The sequence below is a fragment of the Streptomyces sp. NPDC007896 genome (assembly GCF_042959425.1).
Taxonomy (GTDB): Bacteria; Actinomycetota; Actinomycetes; order Streptomycetales; family Streptomycetaceae; genus Streptomyces.
The window spans coordinates 163357-178714 of the sequence record NZ_JBIBKX010000014.1; the positions used below are offsets into that span (position 1 = coordinate 163357).

At 70.6% G+C, this 15358-nt stretch carries 13 protein-coding genes; 9 read left to right on the plus strand and 4 right to left on the minus strand.

Features of this window, described 5'->3' with window-relative positions:
* The first annotated feature begins 6 nt into the window (after positions 1 to 6).
* From ACFZDJ_RS37345 to trxA, 4 genes are read left to right on the plus strand one after another with little or no spacing between them, the layout of a single operon-like run.
* Positions 7 to 981: a DnaJ C-terminal domain-containing protein gene (locus tag ACFZDJ_RS37345; RefSeq protein ID WP_391065664.1), complete on the plus strand. Its 975-nt coding sequence runs from the start codon at positions 7 to 9 to the stop codon at positions 979 to 981.
* Entirely contained in the window at positions 978 to 1373 is a 396-nt protein-coding gene (locus tag ACFZDJ_RS37350; protein WP_390933860.1) for a chaperone modulator CbpM, read from the plus strand. The genes ACFZDJ_RS37345 and ACFZDJ_RS37350 overlap by 4 nt, the downstream gene beginning before the upstream one ends.
* On the plus strand, positions 1364 to 4006 hold the full coding sequence (gene clpB, locus ACFZDJ_RS37355) for an ATP-dependent chaperone ClpB (protein WP_391065667.1): 2643 nt from the start codon (positions 1364 to 1366) through the stop codon (positions 4004 to 4006). The genes ACFZDJ_RS37350 and clpB overlap by 10 nt, the downstream gene beginning before the upstream one ends.
* Positions 4003 to 4461, plus strand: a complete 459-nt coding sequence (gene trxA, locus ACFZDJ_RS37360; RefSeq protein WP_390933858.1) for a thioredoxin — start codon at positions 4003 to 4005, stop codon at positions 4459 to 4461. Before clpB ends, trxA begins: the two co-directional genes overlap by 4 nt.
* A 93-nt stretch (positions 4462 to 4554) precedes the next feature.
* On the opposite strand, the gene ACFZDJ_RS37365 is transcribed toward trxA, so the two are convergent.
* On the minus strand, positions 4555 to 5355 hold the full coding sequence (locus tag ACFZDJ_RS37365) for a metallophosphoesterase family protein (RefSeq protein ID WP_391065670.1): 801 nt from the start codon (positions 5353 to 5355) through the stop codon (positions 4555 to 4557).
* Between the two features lie 68 nt (positions 5356 to 5423).
* A complete protein-coding gene (locus ACFZDJ_RS37370; RefSeq protein ID WP_391065673.1) occupies positions 5424 to 6212 on the minus strand; it encodes an IclR family transcriptional regulator C-terminal domain-containing protein in 789 nt (262 codons plus the stop codon).
* 106 nt (positions 6213 to 6318) lie between these two features.
* Between ACFZDJ_RS37370 and ACFZDJ_RS37375 the strand changes: the two genes are divergently transcribed.
* From ACFZDJ_RS37375 to sthA, 4 genes are all read left to right on the plus strand, one after another.
* Positions 6319 to 7278: a 5-dehydro-4-deoxyglucarate dehydratase gene (locus tag ACFZDJ_RS37375; RefSeq protein ID WP_391065676.1), complete on the plus strand. Its 960-nt coding sequence runs from the start codon at positions 6319 to 6321 to the stop codon at positions 7276 to 7278.
* Between the two features lie 164 nt (positions 7279 to 7442).
* The gene (locus tag ACFZDJ_RS37380; RefSeq protein WP_385385831.1) at positions 7443 to 8780 is read left to right on the plus strand and encodes a gluconate:H+ symporter; all 1338 of its coding nucleotides are present in this window, start codon (positions 7443 to 7445) and stop codon (positions 8778 to 8780) included.
* Positions 8781 to 8823: 43 nt separating this feature from the next.
* Positions 8824 to 10158 (plus strand): enolase C-terminal domain-like protein, encoded by a 1335-nt coding sequence (locus tag ACFZDJ_RS37385; protein ID WP_391065678.1) that lies wholly within the window; start codon positions 8824 to 8826, stop codon positions 10156 to 10158.
* A gap of 82 nt (positions 10159 to 10240) precedes the next feature.
* Positions 10241 to 11644 carry a Si-specific NAD(P)(+) transhydrogenase gene (sthA, locus tag ACFZDJ_RS37390; protein WP_384908991.1) on the plus strand — a complete coding sequence of 468 codons (1404 nt, stop codon included), beginning with the start codon at positions 10241 to 10243 and terminating at the stop codon, positions 11642 to 11644.
* Between the two features lie 94 nt (positions 11645 to 11738).
* Here the strand turns inward: sthA and ACFZDJ_RS37395 are convergent, their stop codons facing one another.
* Entirely contained in the window at positions 11739 to 13700 is a 1962-nt protein-coding gene (locus tag ACFZDJ_RS37395) for an FtsX-like permease family protein (RefSeq protein WP_391065681.1), read from the minus strand.
* Positions 13701 to 13909: 209 nt separating this feature from the next.
* Here ACFZDJ_RS37395 and ACFZDJ_RS37400 point away from each other — a divergent pair, with 209 nt between their 5' ends.
* Positions 13910 to 14338 carry a hypothetical protein gene (locus tag ACFZDJ_RS37400; protein ID WP_391065684.1) on the plus strand — a complete coding sequence of 143 codons (429 nt, stop codon included), beginning with the start codon at positions 13910 to 13912 and terminating at the stop codon, positions 14336 to 14338.
* Here ACFZDJ_RS37400 and ACFZDJ_RS37405 read toward each other — a convergent pair.
* The gene (locus tag ACFZDJ_RS37405) at positions 14310 to 15080 is read right to left on the minus strand and encodes an ATP-binding cassette domain-containing protein (protein WP_391065687.1); all 771 of its coding nucleotides are present in this window, start codon (positions 15078 to 15080) and stop codon (positions 14310 to 14312) included. The two genes, ACFZDJ_RS37400 and ACFZDJ_RS37405, sit on opposite strands and share 29 nt — an antisense overlap.
* Positions 15081 to 15358 lie beyond the last annotated feature (278 nt).

Consider the following 15358-nt stretch of genomic DNA (forward strand, 5'->3'; position numbering starts at 1 on the left):
CGCCTCATGGCACGGGACTACTACGACGTGCTCGGGGTGACGCGCACCGCGAGCGCGGAGGAGATCCAGCAGGCCTTCCGCAAGCTGGCGCGCAAACACCACCCCGACATCAACAAGGACCCGGGAGCCGAGGAACGCTTCAAGGAGATCAACGACGCGTACAGCGTGCTGTCCGACCCGAAGACCAGGCAGCGCTACGACCGCTTCGGCGAGAACTTCCGGCAGATCCCGGAGGACTACGACGAGCGGGTGGCCGCGGGGGCGGGTGCCCGGGGCGGCTGGAGCGCGGGCGTCGGAGGGGCCAGAGGTGGAGGCGGCAGAAGCGGGGGGCGCTTCCGTACAGCGGACGGTGTCGACTTCGACGGCTCCGGCGTCGACTTCGAGGACCTGTTCGGCGGGATCTTCGGACGAGGCGGGGGCGCGGGCGGCGGCTGGGGTCCGGTGCCGGGCGCCGACCAGGAGGCCGAGATCCAGCTCGGCGTCGAGGAGGCGTACCGGGGCGGCAGGCGCGGCATCACCCTGGGCGGCCCCAGTGGGCAGCGCACCTACGACGTCAACATCCCGCGCGGGGTGGTGGACGGGCAGCGCATCCGGCTGGCCGGAGAAGGAGGCAGGGGCAGCCCCGACGCTCCGCCGGGCGACCTCTATCTGCGGGTGCGGATCAAGCCCGACGGACGGTTCCGGCTGGAGGGCCGCGACATCCACGTGGTCCTCCCGGTGACACCGTGGGAGGCGGCACTCGGCGCGACCGTGCCGGTGTCCACCCCCGGCGGCACGGCCAAGGTCACCGTCCCCCCGGGCTCCTCCAGCGGCCGCCGGCTGCGGCTGCGCGGCGAGGGCATGCCCAACCCGCGCGGCGAGGACGGCAACCTGTACGCGGAGGTCCGCATCATGGTGCCGCCGGAGGCGACCGCCCGTGAGCGTGAGCTCTTCGAGGAACTGGCCGCCGCGTCCGCCTTCGACCCGAGGAGGCCCCGATGACCACAGCCCCCCGTCCCGGCGGTGCGCACCGCCGTACCGCCACCCCGGTACCCCGGGCGACCTTGAACATCGTGGTCCGCGCCGGCCCGCTCGGACCGGCCCATCGGCTCGGTCTCGACGCCGTCGCCACCCGTTCCGGTCTCCATCCGGATCTCGTACGCCGGTTCGTCGCCCTCGGCCTCGTCGACGCCACCCGGGACGCCGCCGGGCGACTGTGGTTCGAGCCGTCCGCTCCCGCCACCCTCGCCCGCATCCAACGACTACGGGCCGCGCTCCCCCTCAACTACGCCTCCCTGGGTCTGGTGCTCGATCTGCTCGACCGGATCAGTGAGTTGGAGGACGCTCTGAGGCGCAGCAACGCCGGCTCCAGGAGTGATGAATCGTGGATATGAACCGGCTCACCCAAAAGTCCCAGGAGGCGCTCCAGGAAGCGCAGACCATCGCCGGCCGGCTGAACCAGACCGAGGTCGACGGCGAGCATCTGCTCCTCGCCCTGCTCGACCAGCCCGACGGCCTGATACCACGGCTGATCGACCAGTCGGGCGCCGACACCCGGGGCCTGCGCACCGCACTGAACGAGGAGTTGGCCCGCAGGCCGAAGGTGACGGGCCCCGGTGCCACGCCCGGGCAGGTGTACGTCACCCAACGGCTGGCGAAGGTACTGGACTTGGCCGAGCAGGAGGCCAAACGGCTCAAGGACGAGTACGTGTCCGTCGAGCACCTGGTGCTTGCCCTCGCCGACGAGGGGTCCCGCACGGCCTCCGGACGGCTGCTCAAGGAGTACGGCGTCACCAAGGACGGGTTCCTGTCCGCGCTCACCCGGATCCGCGGCAACCAGCGCGTCACCTCGGCGACGCCCGAAGCGGCGTACGAGGCACTGGAGAAGTACGGCCGCGATCTGGTCGCCGAGGCGCGCAGCGGCAGAATGGACCCGGTGATCGGCCGGGACGCGGAGATCCGCCGGGTCATCCAGATTCTGAGCCGCAAGACGAAGAACAACCCCGTCCTCATCGGTGACCCGGGTGTCGGCAAGACCGCCATCGTGGAGGGGCTCGCCCAGCGCATCGTGCGGGGCGACGTACCCGACGGGCTGCGCGACCGGACGATCTTCTCGCTCGACATGAGTTCGCTGGTGGCGGGAGCCAAGTACCGCGGCGAGTTCGAGGAACGGCTGCAGGCCGTACTGAGCGAGGTCAAGGCGGGCGAGGGGCGCATCCTGCTCTTCATCGACGAACTGCACACGGTCGTCGGCGCGGGTGGCGGTGCCGAGGGCGCGATGGACGCCGGGAACATGCTCAAGCCCATGCTCGCGCGAGGCGAGTTGCACATGATCGGCGCCACCACCCTCGACGAGTACCGCAAGTACGTCGAGTCCGACGCGGCCCTCGAACGCCGCTTCCAGCAGGTGCAGGTGGACGAGCCGAGCGTCGAGGACACCATCTCCATCCTGCGCGGACTGCGCGAGCGCCTGGAGGTCTTCCACGGTGTGAAGATCCAGGACACCGCGCTGGTCGCGGCGGCGACCCTCAGCCACCGCTACATCTCCGACCGGTTCCTGCCGGACAAGGCCATCGACCTGGTCGACGAGGCGTGCGCGCGACTGCGTACCGAGATCGACTCCATGCCCGCCGAACTGGACGAGATCACCCGCCGGGTGACCCGTCTGGAGATCGAGGACGCGGCGCTCGCCAAGGAGACCGACGCCGCCAGCCAGAAGCGACTCGACGAGCTGCGCCGCGAACTGGCCGACCTGCGCGCCGAGGCCGACGCCATGCACGCCCAGTGGGAGGCCGAACGCCAGGCCATCCGCCGGGTGCAGGAGCTGCGCCAGGAACTGGAACAGGTCCGGCAGGAGGCCGAGGAGGCCGAACGCAGCTACGACCTCAACCGGGCCGCCGAACTCCGCTACGGCAGGCTCACCGAACTCCAACGCCGCCTCGCGGCGGAGGAGGAGGCGCTGGCCACCAAGCAGGGCGAGAACCGGCTGCTGCGCGAGGTCGTCACCGAGGACGAGATCGCGGAGATCGTCGCCGCCTGGACCGGCATCCCCGTCACCCGTCTCCAGGAGGGCGAGCGCGAGAAGCTGCTGCGCCTGGACGAGATCCTCACCGAGCGGGTGATCGGCCAGGACGAGGCGGTCAAGCTGGTCACCGACGCGATCATCCGGGCCCGCTCCGGGATCCGGGATCCGCGCCGGCCGATCGGCTCGTTCATCTTCCTCGGCCCCACCGGTGTCGGGAAGACCGAGCTGGCCAAGGCGCTCGCCGCGGCGCTCTTCGACTCCGAGGAGAGCATCGTCCGCCTGGACATGAGCGAGTACCAGGAACGGCACACCGTCAGCAGGCTGGTGGGAGCGCCTCCCGGATACGTCGGCTATGAGGAGGGCGGCCAGCTCACCGAGGCGGTGCGCCGCAAGCCGTACTCCGTGGTCCTGTTCGACGAGATCGAGAAGGCCCACCCCGACGTCTTCAACATCCTGTTGCAGGTGCTCGACGACGGCCGCATCACCGACTCCCAGGGCCGCACCGTCGACTTCCGCAACACCGTGATCATCATGACCTCCAACATCGGCTCGGCCCACCTGCTGGACGGGGTGACCGCCGACGGCGAGATCAAGCCCGACGCACGGGCGCCGGTGATGAGCGATCTGCGGAGCCACTTCCGGCCCGAGTTCCTCAACCGCGTCGACGACATCGTGCTGTTCAAGCCGCTCGGCATGGCCCAGATCGAGCGGATCGTGGAGCTGCAGTTCGACGACCTGCGCCGACGGCTGGCCGAACGGCAGATCACCGTCGAGCTCACCGACGCAGCCCGCGAACTCATCGCCGAGCAGGGCTTCGACCCCGTGTACGGAGCCCGGCCGCTGCGCCGGTACATCTCGCACGAGGTCGAGACGATGGTCGGCCGGGCGCTGATCCGCGGTGACGTGCAGGACGGCGCGACGATCCGCGTCGACGCCCAGAACGGCGAACTCGTCGTCACCTATGGCGGACAGGCCGCACCGGACGTACGGAAAGCCGCGTGAGTGCGGTGACCACGAGTACGGGCACGACCAAGACGGTCGTCTGCGACCACTGCGGCCGCAAGAACCGGGTGCCGGCGGCGGCCCAGGGCACGCCGCGCTGCGGGAACTGCGCGTCCCCGCTCGCGTGGATCGCCGACGCCGGCGACGCGGACTTCGCGGAGGTCGCCGAACAGGCGAAGCCATACGTCGTCGTCGACCTGTGGGCCACCTGGTGCGGGCCCTGCCGGATGGTCAGCCCCGCGCTGGAGCAGGTCGCCCACGAACTCGCCGGGCGGGTCAAGTTGGTCAAGGTCGACATCGACCAGAATCCGCGGCTCGCCCACCGGTTCCAGGTGCAGGCCGTGCCGACGCTGCTGCTGCTCGACAAGGGAGTGGTGATCGCACGCAAGACGGGAGCGGCGCCCGCGCCGGCGCTGAAGCAGTGGGTGGAGGAGAGCCTGGCCGCCCGTCGTTGAACCCGGCCGCGCGAACGCGGGCACGGCCCCGGCAGGGTGCACCCCACACTCGTCGCCCGCTGTCCGGCGCCCCGTGGGCCGGGCGCCCCGCTACTAGTCGGAGAAGACCCGTGCCTCCGCGTCCGAGGTGATCTCGGCCGGCGGGGGCGGGGCGTTCAGCAGGGCGGTGATGCGTTCGGCGGCGGGGTCGCCCGTGCGGGGCCCGGCGGCACGGGCCGCGTCGACGTCGTACGAGGTCTGCCGCAGCTCGACGTCCGGGCCGAGCAGGGCCCAGAAGGCGGTGCCCGGCGGGCCCTCGTGGAAGGGGAGCCCGACGCTGCCCGGGTTGACGCTGCGCCGTCCGGCGACGGTGCGGTCGAACTGGAGGTGCGTGTGCCCGGTGACGATCACCGCCTCCTCGACGTCCGCGGCCAGTTCCGCGAAGCGCTCGGCAGGCGTGGCGGGTGTGACCAACTCCGTGTCGCCGCGCGGCGATCCGTGGCAGAACCGCACGGGTCCCAGCCCGACGACGTCCACGACGACGCTGAAGGGGATCTTGGCGACGAACGCGACGCTCGCGTCCGAGTGCTGCCGCGGCACCCACGCCTCACGTTCGGTGCTCGGCCGACGGACCCCGCGGTGAATGTCCACGACGGCGCGCTCCCCGTTGCCCCGGACGAACAGGGCCCGCGGCAGCCCGGCCATCAGCTCCACCGTACGGTCGGGTTCGGCACCCCAGGTCAGGTCTCCGCACGAGACCACCAGATCGACGCCGACCTCCTCGATCTCCGCCAGGACCGCGGTCAGCGCAGGCACGTTCGCGTGGACGTCGGAAACGACCGCGACCCGTCGTATCGGACCATAGCGGCGCGTCGGCCCCTCCCAGGCCTCGGGGCCGTACAACGTCGTGTCCATGATTGACGGTAACAACTGCGGCCGGTGCCCGACCGGCCGTTTCGCCGAAACCGTCGCCGCCGAACCGGTCAACGCCAGTCGGGAGCACCCGAGGCGGGCGACAGCAGGGACTCGATCTTCATCCGCATCTCCCGCATGACGGCGACGATACGGGCCTCGTGCTCCTCGGTGAGCCGGGCCACCGGAACCGAGCAGCTGATCGCGTCGACGGCCGGCGTGTCGTAGCGCAGGGCGAAGCCGAAGCCCGCGATGCCGGGCACCGTCTCCTCGCGGTCGATGGAGTAGCCGCGCTCCCGTACCTCCGCGAGGTCCGCGAGCAGGGTGGCCGACTCGGTGTGCGTGTTCTCCGTGAGAGCGGGCAACGGCTGTACCGGGAGTGACAGTTCGCTGTCCGGACGCTCGGCGAGCAGGGCCTTGCCGAGGGCGCCGGCGTGGGCCGGGACGCGGCGGCCGACCCGGCTGAGGGTGCGCGCGTACTCGTGGGACTCGCGGGTCGCGAGATAGACGACGTCGGCGCCGTCGAGGCGCGCCAGGTGAATGGTCTCCCCGAGCGCGTCCGAGGCTTCGTCGAGGTAGGGGCGGACCCCCCGTACGTGCCGGTCGCTGTCCAGATAGCTGGTGCCCGTGAGCAGGGCACGGATCCCGATGCCGTACAGCGAACCGGTGCTGTCGGTGCGCACCCAGCCGTGCTCGACGAGGGTCTGCAGCAACTGGTACATGCTGCTGCGCGGCACCCCCAGTTGCGCGGCGAGTTCGTCCAGCCGGGCCGGCCGGTCGCCCCGCCCGGCGAGCAGTTCCAGCAGCGCGACCGTGCGAGCCGCCGACTTCACTTCTCGGACACCACTGCTCTCCGGCATGGGGCCCATCGTAAATCCGCCCCGCCGCACCCATTGACCCCGCGCGTTCACGAACCTAGCCTCCATCTTCATACATAGACGCCATCTACATATGAGGACAGAGTTCATGACACGGTTCAGTGCGGCGGCCGAGGACGTGGCCAAGCGACTGCGGGACGGCATGGTGGGCGGGGTGCTGTCCTTCCCGCTCACGAGCTTCCGGGAGGACGGCGGTCTGGATGTGGCGGCGTACCGGGCCTATCTGACCGCCCAGTTGGCCGGCGCGCCGGGCGCGGTGTTCCCCGCCTGCGGTACCGGAGAGTTCTTCTCGCTGGACGAGGACGAGTACCGCGCGGTCGTCGGGGCCACGGTCGAGATCGCCGACGGACGGCTGCCGGTGGTCGCGGGCATCGGCTACGGCTGGGCGCAGGCCCTGCGTTTCGCCCGGATCGCGGAGGAGGCGGGGGCGGACGCCGCGCTGGTACTCCCCCACTACCTGGTCGCGGCCCCGCAGGACGGGCTGGTGGAACAACTGCGGCGGATCGCCTCCGGCACCTCTCTGCCGCTGATCGCCTACCAGCGCGGTCAGGTCGCCTTCACCGCCGACAGCCTGCGCCGGATCGCGGAGATCCCCACGGTCATCGGCGTCAAGGACGGACACAGCGACCTCGACCGCCTCCAGCGCCTCACGCTCGCGGCACCCGATGGCTTCCTCTTCTTCAACGGCGCCTCCACCGCCGAGATCCAGGCCCGCGCCTACGCCACCGTGGGCGTCCCCGCCTACTCCTCGGCGGTCCACGCCTTCGCGCCCGAGATCGCGAACGCCTTCTTCGCCGGCCTGCGGGACGGCGACGACGCGGGGGTGACCGAGCTCCTGCGCGACTTCTACGTCCCTCTCGTCGAGCTGCGCGACCGGGTCCCCGGCTATGCGGTGTCGCTGGTCAAGGCCGCCGCCCGGCTGCGCGGTCTGCCGGTCGGCCGGGTCCGGGCGCCGCTCACGGACCCGGGCCCGGACGACCTCGGCGCGCTGGCGAAGGTGCTCGACGACGGTCTGAAGGTGGTCGGGGCCGTACGGCGATCCGACTGACAGATGACGCCATCTGTCATCTGATATCCGTCACCTGTCATCTGTCACCTGTCATTCGCAATCCGTCATCGGACCTGTGCCCTGTGCCCTCTGCCATCCGTCACTCGTCATCCGTCACTCGTCACCCGTCACCCGGTCCAACCAGTTCAAAGGGGAACTGAGACGTGCCGCTCCTCGTAGTCGGGATCAGCGTGCTGGTCCTGCTGCTGCTCATGACCAAACTCAAACTGAACGGCTTCGCCGCCCTGCTGCTGGTAGCGGTCGGCGTCGGTCTGGTCCGTGGGATTCCGTTGGAGAAGATCCCGGACGTCCTCTCGGAAGGCATCGGCGGCCAGGTCGGCGACACGATGCTCACCATCGGGCTGGGCGCCATGGTCGGCCGTGTCATGGGGGATTCGGGCGCCGCCCAGCGCATCGCCGGCAAGCTCCTCGACGCCTTCGGCCCGCGCGGCGTCCAGGTCGCCATGGTGGTGACGTCGATGCTCATCGGCGTGACGATGTTCTACGAGGTCGCGTTCATCATCATCGTGCCCATCGCGTTCACCCTGGTAAGGGTGACCGGCGCGAAGCTGCTGTGGGTCGGGCTGCCGATGTCGATCGCCCTGTCGACCATGCACAGCTTCCTGCCGCCCCATCCCGGTCCCACCGCGGTGGCCGCGACCTTCCACGCGTCCGTCGGTCTGACGCTGTTCTACGGCCTGTTCATCGCCGTCCCGGTCGGCGCGCTCATCGCCCTGGTGTGGCCGCGGCTGCCGTTCATCAGGGCGATGAATCCCTCGATCCCCCAGGGCCTGGTCAGCGAGCGGGTCTTCGAGGACGAGGAGATGCCCGGGCTCGGCTGGTCCCTGGGCGTGGCCCTGTTCCCCGTGGTGCTGATCGCCGGTGCCGCCGTGACCGACATGGCCACGTCCGGTTCGAGCCCGTTCCTGCACTTCGTCGCCTTCATCGGATCCGCGCCGATCGCACTGCTGCTGACCTTGCTGCTGGCGGTCTGGGCGTTCGGCCCGCGCATCGGCCGGAGCCTCGCGGAAGTCAGCGCCTCCTGCAACTCCGCCGCCCAGGCGATGGCCATGATCCTGCTGGTGATCGGTGCCGGCGGCGCCTTCAAGAACGTCCTCGTCGAGGGCGGGATATCCGACTACATCAAGGACCAGACGCAGGGCTGGTCCATCTCGCCGATCGTCCTCGCGTGGCTCATCGCGGTCATCCTCCGGGTGGCACTGGGCTCGGCGACGGTCGCCGTCGTCACGGCCTCCGGCGTGGTGCTGCCGCTCCTGGCGGGCAGCGGGGTACACCCCGAGATGATGGTGCTCGCCGTCTGCTGCGGTTCGATCGCCTTCTCCCACGTCAACGACCCCGGATTCTGGCTGTTCAAGGAGTACTTCGACCTCTCGGTCGTCGAGGCGATCAAGGTCCGCACCACGTACACCACCGTGCTGGCCGTCCTCGGTCTGGGCGGTGTTCTGGCGGTCGAGTGGGCCCTCGACGTCCTCAGCCTCTGACCGCAGCCCCCCATCACCCCCGTACCCAAGGACTTTGAGAAGCATGAGCAAGAGCCAGCCGACCGTCACCGCCTTCTCCGTCTATCCGGTCGCCGGCCGGGACTCCATGGAGCTGAACCTCTCCGGCGCGCACGGCCCCTACTTCACCCGCAATGTCGTCGTCCTGACGGACTCCGAGGGACGTACGGGTCTCGGTGAGGTCCCCGGCGGGGAGAAGATCACGCGGACGCTGCGGGACGCCGAGTCCCTGGTCGTCGGAGCGAAGGTCGGTGACTACAAGCGCGTCCTGCGCGAGATCGGTGACCGCTTCGCCGATCGCGACGCCGGTGGGCGCGGCGCCCAGACCTTCGATCTGCGGACCACCGTCCACGCCGTCACCGCGGTCGAGTCGGCGCTGCTCGACCTGCTGGGGCAGCACCTCGACGTACCCGTCGCGGCGCTTCTGGGCGACGGACAGCAGCGCGACTCCGTACGGGTACTCGGCTACCTGTTCTACGTCGGTGACCCCGGCCGCACGGAACTGGAGTACGTCCGCGAGCCCGACGCGGCCGAGGACTGGTACCGGATCCGGCACGAGGAGGCCCTGTCGCCGGAGGCGATCGTCCGGCAGGCCGAGGCGACCCACGACCTGTACGGATTCCGGGACTTCAAGCTCAAGGGCGGTGTCCTCGCGGGCGCGGAGGAGGTCAAGGCCGTACGGGCGCTCAAGGACCGCTTCCCCGAGGCGCGGATCACCCTCGACCCGAACGGCGCGTGGTCGCTGCGCGAGGCGGTCGAGCTGTGTACGCCCCTGGTGGGCACGCTCGCCTACGCCGAGGACCCCTGTGGAGCCGAGGGCGGCTACTCGGGGCGGGAGATCCTGGCCGAGTTCCGCCGGGCGACGGGCCTGCCGACCGCGACCAACATGATTGCCACCGACTGGCGGCAGCTGACCCACGCGCTGGCCCTGCAGTCGGTGTCCATCCCGCTGGCCGACCCGCACTTCTGGACCATGCAGGGCTCGGTGCGTGTGGCGCAACTGTGCAACGCGATGGGGCTGACCTGGGGTTGCCACTCGAACAACCATTTCGACATCTCGCTGGCCATGGTGACGCACTGCGGGGCCGCGGCTCCGGGCGCGTACAACGCGCTGGACACGCACTGGATCTGGCAGGAGGGTCTGGAGCGCCTCACCGTCGAACCGCCGCGCATCGTCGACGGGGAGATCGCCGTGCCGGACGCGCCCGGTCTCGGTGTCCGGCTCGACAGGGAGCGGCTGCTCGCGGCCCACGAGCTCTACCAGGAGAAGGCGTTGGGGGCGCGTGACGACGCCGTCGGAATGCGCTACCTCGTCCCCGGCTGGGAGTTCGACAGCAAGCGTCCCTGTCTGGTGCGTTGAACCACTCCCATTTCCGTCGTGGGACCGACTGTTGTCCATTCACCCTTCCGGGTGAGGACTTCGGCCTGACAGACTCCGCAGGGTGCGCGACTTCGACATGCTTGTCATCGGATCCGGCCCGGGTGGTCAGAAGGCCGCCATCGCCGCGGCCAAGCTCGGCCGCCGGGTCGCCGTCCTCGACCGCCCCGACATGGTCGGCGGGGTCTCCATCCATACCGGGACCATCCCCTCCAAGACCTTGCGCGAGGCGGTCCTCTACCTCACCGGCCTCACCCAGCGCGATATGTACGGCCAGAGTTACCGCCTCAAGGAGGACATCACCGTCGCCGACCTGACCGCGCGCACCCAGCACGTGGTCAGCCGCGAGGTCGACGTCATCCGCAACCAACTGTCCCGCAACCACGTCTCCCTGTTCGCCGGCACCGGCCGCTTCGTGGACGACCACACGGTCGCCCTGGTCGAAGCGAACGGCAACGAAAAGCTGCTGACCGCAGAGCACATCGTGATCGCCACCGGCACCCGGCCGGCACGGCCCGCGAGCGTCGCGTTCGACGAACGTACGATCATGGACTCGGACAACGTTCTCAACCTGGAGCGGGTGCCGCGCTCCATGGTCATCGTCGGGGCCGGGGTGATCGGCATGGAGTACGCCTCCATGTTCGCGGCCCTCGGCAGCAAGATCACGGTGGTCGAGAAGCGGGCCTCGATGCTCGACTTCTGCGATGTCGAGGTGATCGAGTCGCTCAAGTACCACCTGCGGGACCTCGCTGTCACCTTCCGCTTCGGGGAGACGGTCGCCGCGGTCGAGCATCATCCCCGGGGCACTCTCACCGTCCTGGAGAGCGGCAAGAAGATCCCCGCGGACACCGTGATGTACTCCGCGGGCCGACAGGGCCTCACCGACGAACTCGACCTGGACAAGGCCGGGTTGTCCGCCGACCCGCGCGGCCGCATCAAGGTCGACGAGAACTACCGCACCGAGGTGCCGCACATCTACGCGGTGGGCGACGTCATCGGTTTCCCGGCGCTGGCGGCGACCTCGATGGAGCAGGGCCGTACGGCGGCGTACCACGCCTTCGGCGAGCCGGTGCACCCGATGCACGACCTCCAGCCGATCGGCATCTACACCATCCCGGAGATCAGCTTCATCGGGCGCACCGAGGACCAGCTCACCGAGGAGTGCGTGCCGTTCGAGGTCGGCATCTCCCGCTACCGCGAACTGGCCCGGGGCCAGATCATCGGTGACTCGCACGGCATGCTCAAGCTCCTGGTCTCCCCGGACGACCGCAAGCTGCTCGGCGTGCACTGCTTCGGCACCGGGGCCACCGAGCTGATCCACATCGGGCAGTCCGTGATGGGCTGTGGCGGCACGGTCGACTACCTCGTCGACGCGGTGTTCAACTACCCCACGCTGGCCGAGTCCTACAAAGTCGCCGCCCTGGACGCCACCAACAAGATCCGCCAGATAGACCGCCTCAGGGACTGACCACCGCCAGGGCCCGGCGGGGCCCGTACCGAGGTCCGGCACGGGCGAGGCCCGGGGCGCCTGGTGAGGCACCCCGGGCCCGCTCACGTCGAGGTCATTCCTTCGCACCGATCGCCTCGACCGGCCGGATCCTCAGCAGCATCCGCGTCGGCAGCATCGTGCCAGCGGCCGCGAGGGCCGCCGTCGCGCCGGCGATCGCCAGGTAGCCGAGGCCGGGTATGGCCGGGATCGGGGTGCCGCTCACCTCCATCGACACCAGGACGAGCGGGAACGCGGAGAGCAGGGTCCCGATGCCCACCCCGGCCGCGATGACGATGACGCTCTCGCGCCGCATCATGCCCACGACCTGCCCGCGGGCCGTGCCGGACAGCCGCAGCAGCGCGAACTCGCGTCGGCGTGCGGCCGTGCTCATCGCCAGCGTGTTGACGACGGTGATCGCCGTGTAGGCGATGATCACGCCGACGACGAGGTAGTTGACCCAGGCGTTCGCCCGTTGTTCCGCGAGCTGGTCGTCGACGACGAGGCCGTCCCGGAGCACCGTGCCGGGGTAGGCCGCGGCCAGGTGCGACAGGGCCTGGGTCAGGTCGGGTGCCGAGGGGGCGGAGCGTACGAGGACGGACTCGTCGACCTTGCCGGTGGTGTGGGCGAGCAGCAGGTCGTGGTCCATGGTCACATCGGTGAATCCGAAGCCGCGTTCGTAGACGGCGACGACCTTGGCCCGCAACGGGGTGCCGTCGCCCAGGTGGAGCCGGGCGGTGTCCCCGACAGCGAGCCCCAGCCAGGAGGCCGTGGTGGTGCTGATCGCCACGGTGTCCCGCGACAGGGCCTTCATGTTCCCTTCCCGCGGCCGCAGATCGAGGGCGCTGCCGAGCGCCCGGGGATCCACGCCCTGCACGCTGAGCGAGACGGACTCCTGGGCGCCCAGCATCCTGCCCATGGCGACGACCTTGGACCTGACCAGTCCGGTGGCCGACGCCACCTGCTTCATGCCCCGCACCTTCTCGGCGAGTTCGGGTGACACTCCGGACGGCGCGGTGAGGACGTGGTCGGCGACGAGCCCGGCCCGCAGCTGGTCGGCGGACTCCCTGAGTCCGGTGGTCTGCGCGAAGACGACGGTCGACGAGAAGGAGACGGCGAGCACGAGCGGGGTGATCGCGCCGGCCAGCCGGGCCACGTTGGCCCGGGTGTTGGCCGCCGCGAGGTAGCCGGTGACACCGGTCCGGTTCAGCAGCGGGGCGAGCAGGCGTACGGCGGTACGGGAGACCAGCGGGCCGAGCACCGCGACGGCGACGACGAGGACGAGGACGAGGGAGTTGGCGAGCCCGACGAGGGTGAAGAAGTCGGCGTCCTGCGCCAGTCCGGTGACGAAGATCCCCGCGGACAGGACGAGCAGCACACCGCCGGTGATCCGGCGTCCGCGGCCGAGCCCCGGGCTCTCCACGGCGGCCTCGCCGAGGGCCTCGGTGGGCCGGATCCGGGTCGCGCGATGCGCGGCGGACAGTACCGCGACCAGCGCGGTCAGGACGGTGACGAGCACCGCCGCGAGGAAGGGAAGGGGGCTGAGGGCGAGATCGAAGTCCGAGGGCACGATGCCGTGTCCGGCGAACCGGTCGCGCAGCCAGTACACGAGGAGCAGACCTGCCGGGCAGCCGACCACTCCGGCGAGCAGGCCGGTGGCGGCGGCCTCGGCGGCGACCATGCGCCGGATCTGGCCGGGGGTGGTACCGATCGCGCGCAGCAGGGCGATCTCCCGGCGGCGGTGCCGGATCGACAGGGACGTGGTGGCGTACAGGACGAAGACGGCGACGAGCAGGACGTTGCCGCCGATCGCGGCCGCCAGGAGGACGAGGTTGGAGCCGCTGACGGTGACGTCGAGGAACTCGGCCCGTCCGCGCCCCGCTCCGGTGTGCACGGCGAGGGCGTCGTCGTGGAGCGTGGACTTGATGGCGTCGACGAGTCGCTGCGGTGACGCGCCGGGCGCGGCGAGGACGCCGAAGGCCTGGACGGAGGCTTCGGGAACCGACTGGCGCAGGGTCGCGTCGGCCAGGAACGCCACGGACCGGCGGGGGGGCGTCGCCGTCCTTCAGGGCGACCAGTCCCGCGACCCGGAAGGTACGGGGCACCGAGGTGGACATCAGGCGGATCTCGTCGCCGGGGCGGACGCCCGCCTGTGCGGCGAGTTCGGTGTCCAGGACGATCTCGTCGGCGGTACGGGGCGCGTGACCGGTGGTCAGCCGGAAGTCGCCGAGACCGAGGCTCGACCAGTTGTGCGCCGCCACCCCCGCGCCGTGGTGTCCCGGCACCGGCTGCCCGGCACCGGTCACCAGCCGCACCGGGGCGCCCACGTCCGCGATCACCGACTTCACTCCGTCCACGCCGGTGATCCGGTCGGCCAGCGAGGCCCGCAGCGGTACGCGTTCGGGCAGCGGCTGGGACTCCTTCACGGTCGATCCGTCGAGGTCCTTGAAGGTCAGTTCGACCTCCTGGCGGCCCGTGACGACGACGTCGGCCGCCGCGTACCGCTCGGGGGAGGATCCGGCCCGTATGCCCGACTCCAGCAGGATCCCGCACGCGCTCAGGACGGCGGCGCCCAGCAGCAGGGCGACGAAGGTGCCGACGAAGCCGCCCTTGCGGGCCTTGAGCGTCAGCAGGGCGAGGCTCAGCATCAGGCGGCCCTCCGCAGGCCGGCCATGACGTCCGCGACGCGGTCGGCGCTCGGCTCGGTCAGGGCGTCGACGAGGTGCCCCGCGCTGAGGAACAGGGCGTGGTCGGTGTGTGCGGCGGCCACCGGATCGTGGGTGACCATGACCACCGTCTGATGCAGATCGGTGACGGCCTGCCGCAGCAGCCCCAGGATGTCCCGGGCGGTCTCCGGGTCGAGCGCCCCGGTCGGTTCGTCGGCGAAGATCACCTCGGGCCGGGTGACCAGGGCGCGCGCGATCGCCACCCGCTGCTGCTGGCCGCCGGACAGCTGGGCGGGGAAGCGCGCGAGCCGGTCGCAGAGGTCGACGGCCTTCACGATGTGGTCGAACCAGCCCTCGTCGGCCTGCCGTCCGGCCAGTCTCAGGGGCAGCGTGATGTTCTGCTCGACGGTCAGCGAGGGCAGCAGGTTGAACGCCTGGAACACGAAGCCGATGCGGGTGCGCCGCAGCTCCGTGAGCCGTCGCTCCTTCAGCGTCGACAGGTCCTGTGCGCCCAGCCGGACCACGCCCGAGGTGGGCCGGTCGAGGCCCGCCGCGCAGTGCAGGAAGGTGCTCTTGCCGGATCCCGAGGGGCCCATCACGGCCGTGAACGTGCCGGGTGCGATGCCCGCGCCGACCTTGTCGAGCGCCAGGACGGCCGAGGGGCCGTCGCCGTAGCGCTTGGTCACGTCCGTCAGCTGCACCGCGTACCGGCCGTCGGCCGGCCCGTCCGGTTGTTGGCCCCAAGACCGCACTGTGACTCCTCGACTTCTCAAGTTCCGGCTTCTCAAGTTCCGATTTCCCGCACGGCGTTCCGTGCGTGGTGCTCCCAGTCCATCGGCGGCAACGGGGCGCGGCCTCGGCCGCACCGTCGAACCCTGGTCTCCGCCGGTCGGGCGAGACCCCCGGTGCCCTCCGCCGTACGGAGGAGGACGGGGTCTCCTCGCGCCGCCGCTCGTGTGGGGTGTCTCCTCCTTGCGGAGGATGCCGCCACGGAGGAGACCGGCCGTGCGCTCTCACCCCCTGGGCAGAT

What these genes read in the sequence shown, in the direction of transcription:
- ACFZDJ_RS37345 (WP_391065664.1), top strand. Translation starts at nt 7, where the DNA reads ATGGCACGGGACTACTACGACGTGCTCGGGGTGACGCGCACCGCGAGC.
- ACFZDJ_RS37350 (WP_390933860.1), top strand. Translation starts at nt 978, where the DNA reads ATGACCACAGCCCCCCGTCCCGGCGGTGCGCACCGCCGTACCGCCACC.
- ACFZDJ_RS37365 (WP_391065670.1), bottom strand. Translation starts at nt 5,355, where the DNA reads ATGGACACGACGTTGTACGGCCCCGAGGCCTGGGAGGGGCCGACGCGC.
- ACFZDJ_RS37370 (WP_391065673.1), bottom strand. Translation starts at nt 6,212, where the DNA reads ATGCCGGAGAGCAGTGGTGTCCGAGAAGTGAAGTCGGCGGCTCGCACG.
- ACFZDJ_RS37375 (WP_391065676.1), top strand. Translation starts at nt 6,319, where the DNA reads ATGACACGGTTCAGTGCGGCGGCCGAGGACGTGGCCAAGCGACTGCGG.
- ACFZDJ_RS37385 (WP_391065678.1), top strand. Translation starts at nt 8,824, where the DNA reads ATGAGCAAGAGCCAGCCGACCGTCACCGCCTTCTCCGTCTATCCGGTC.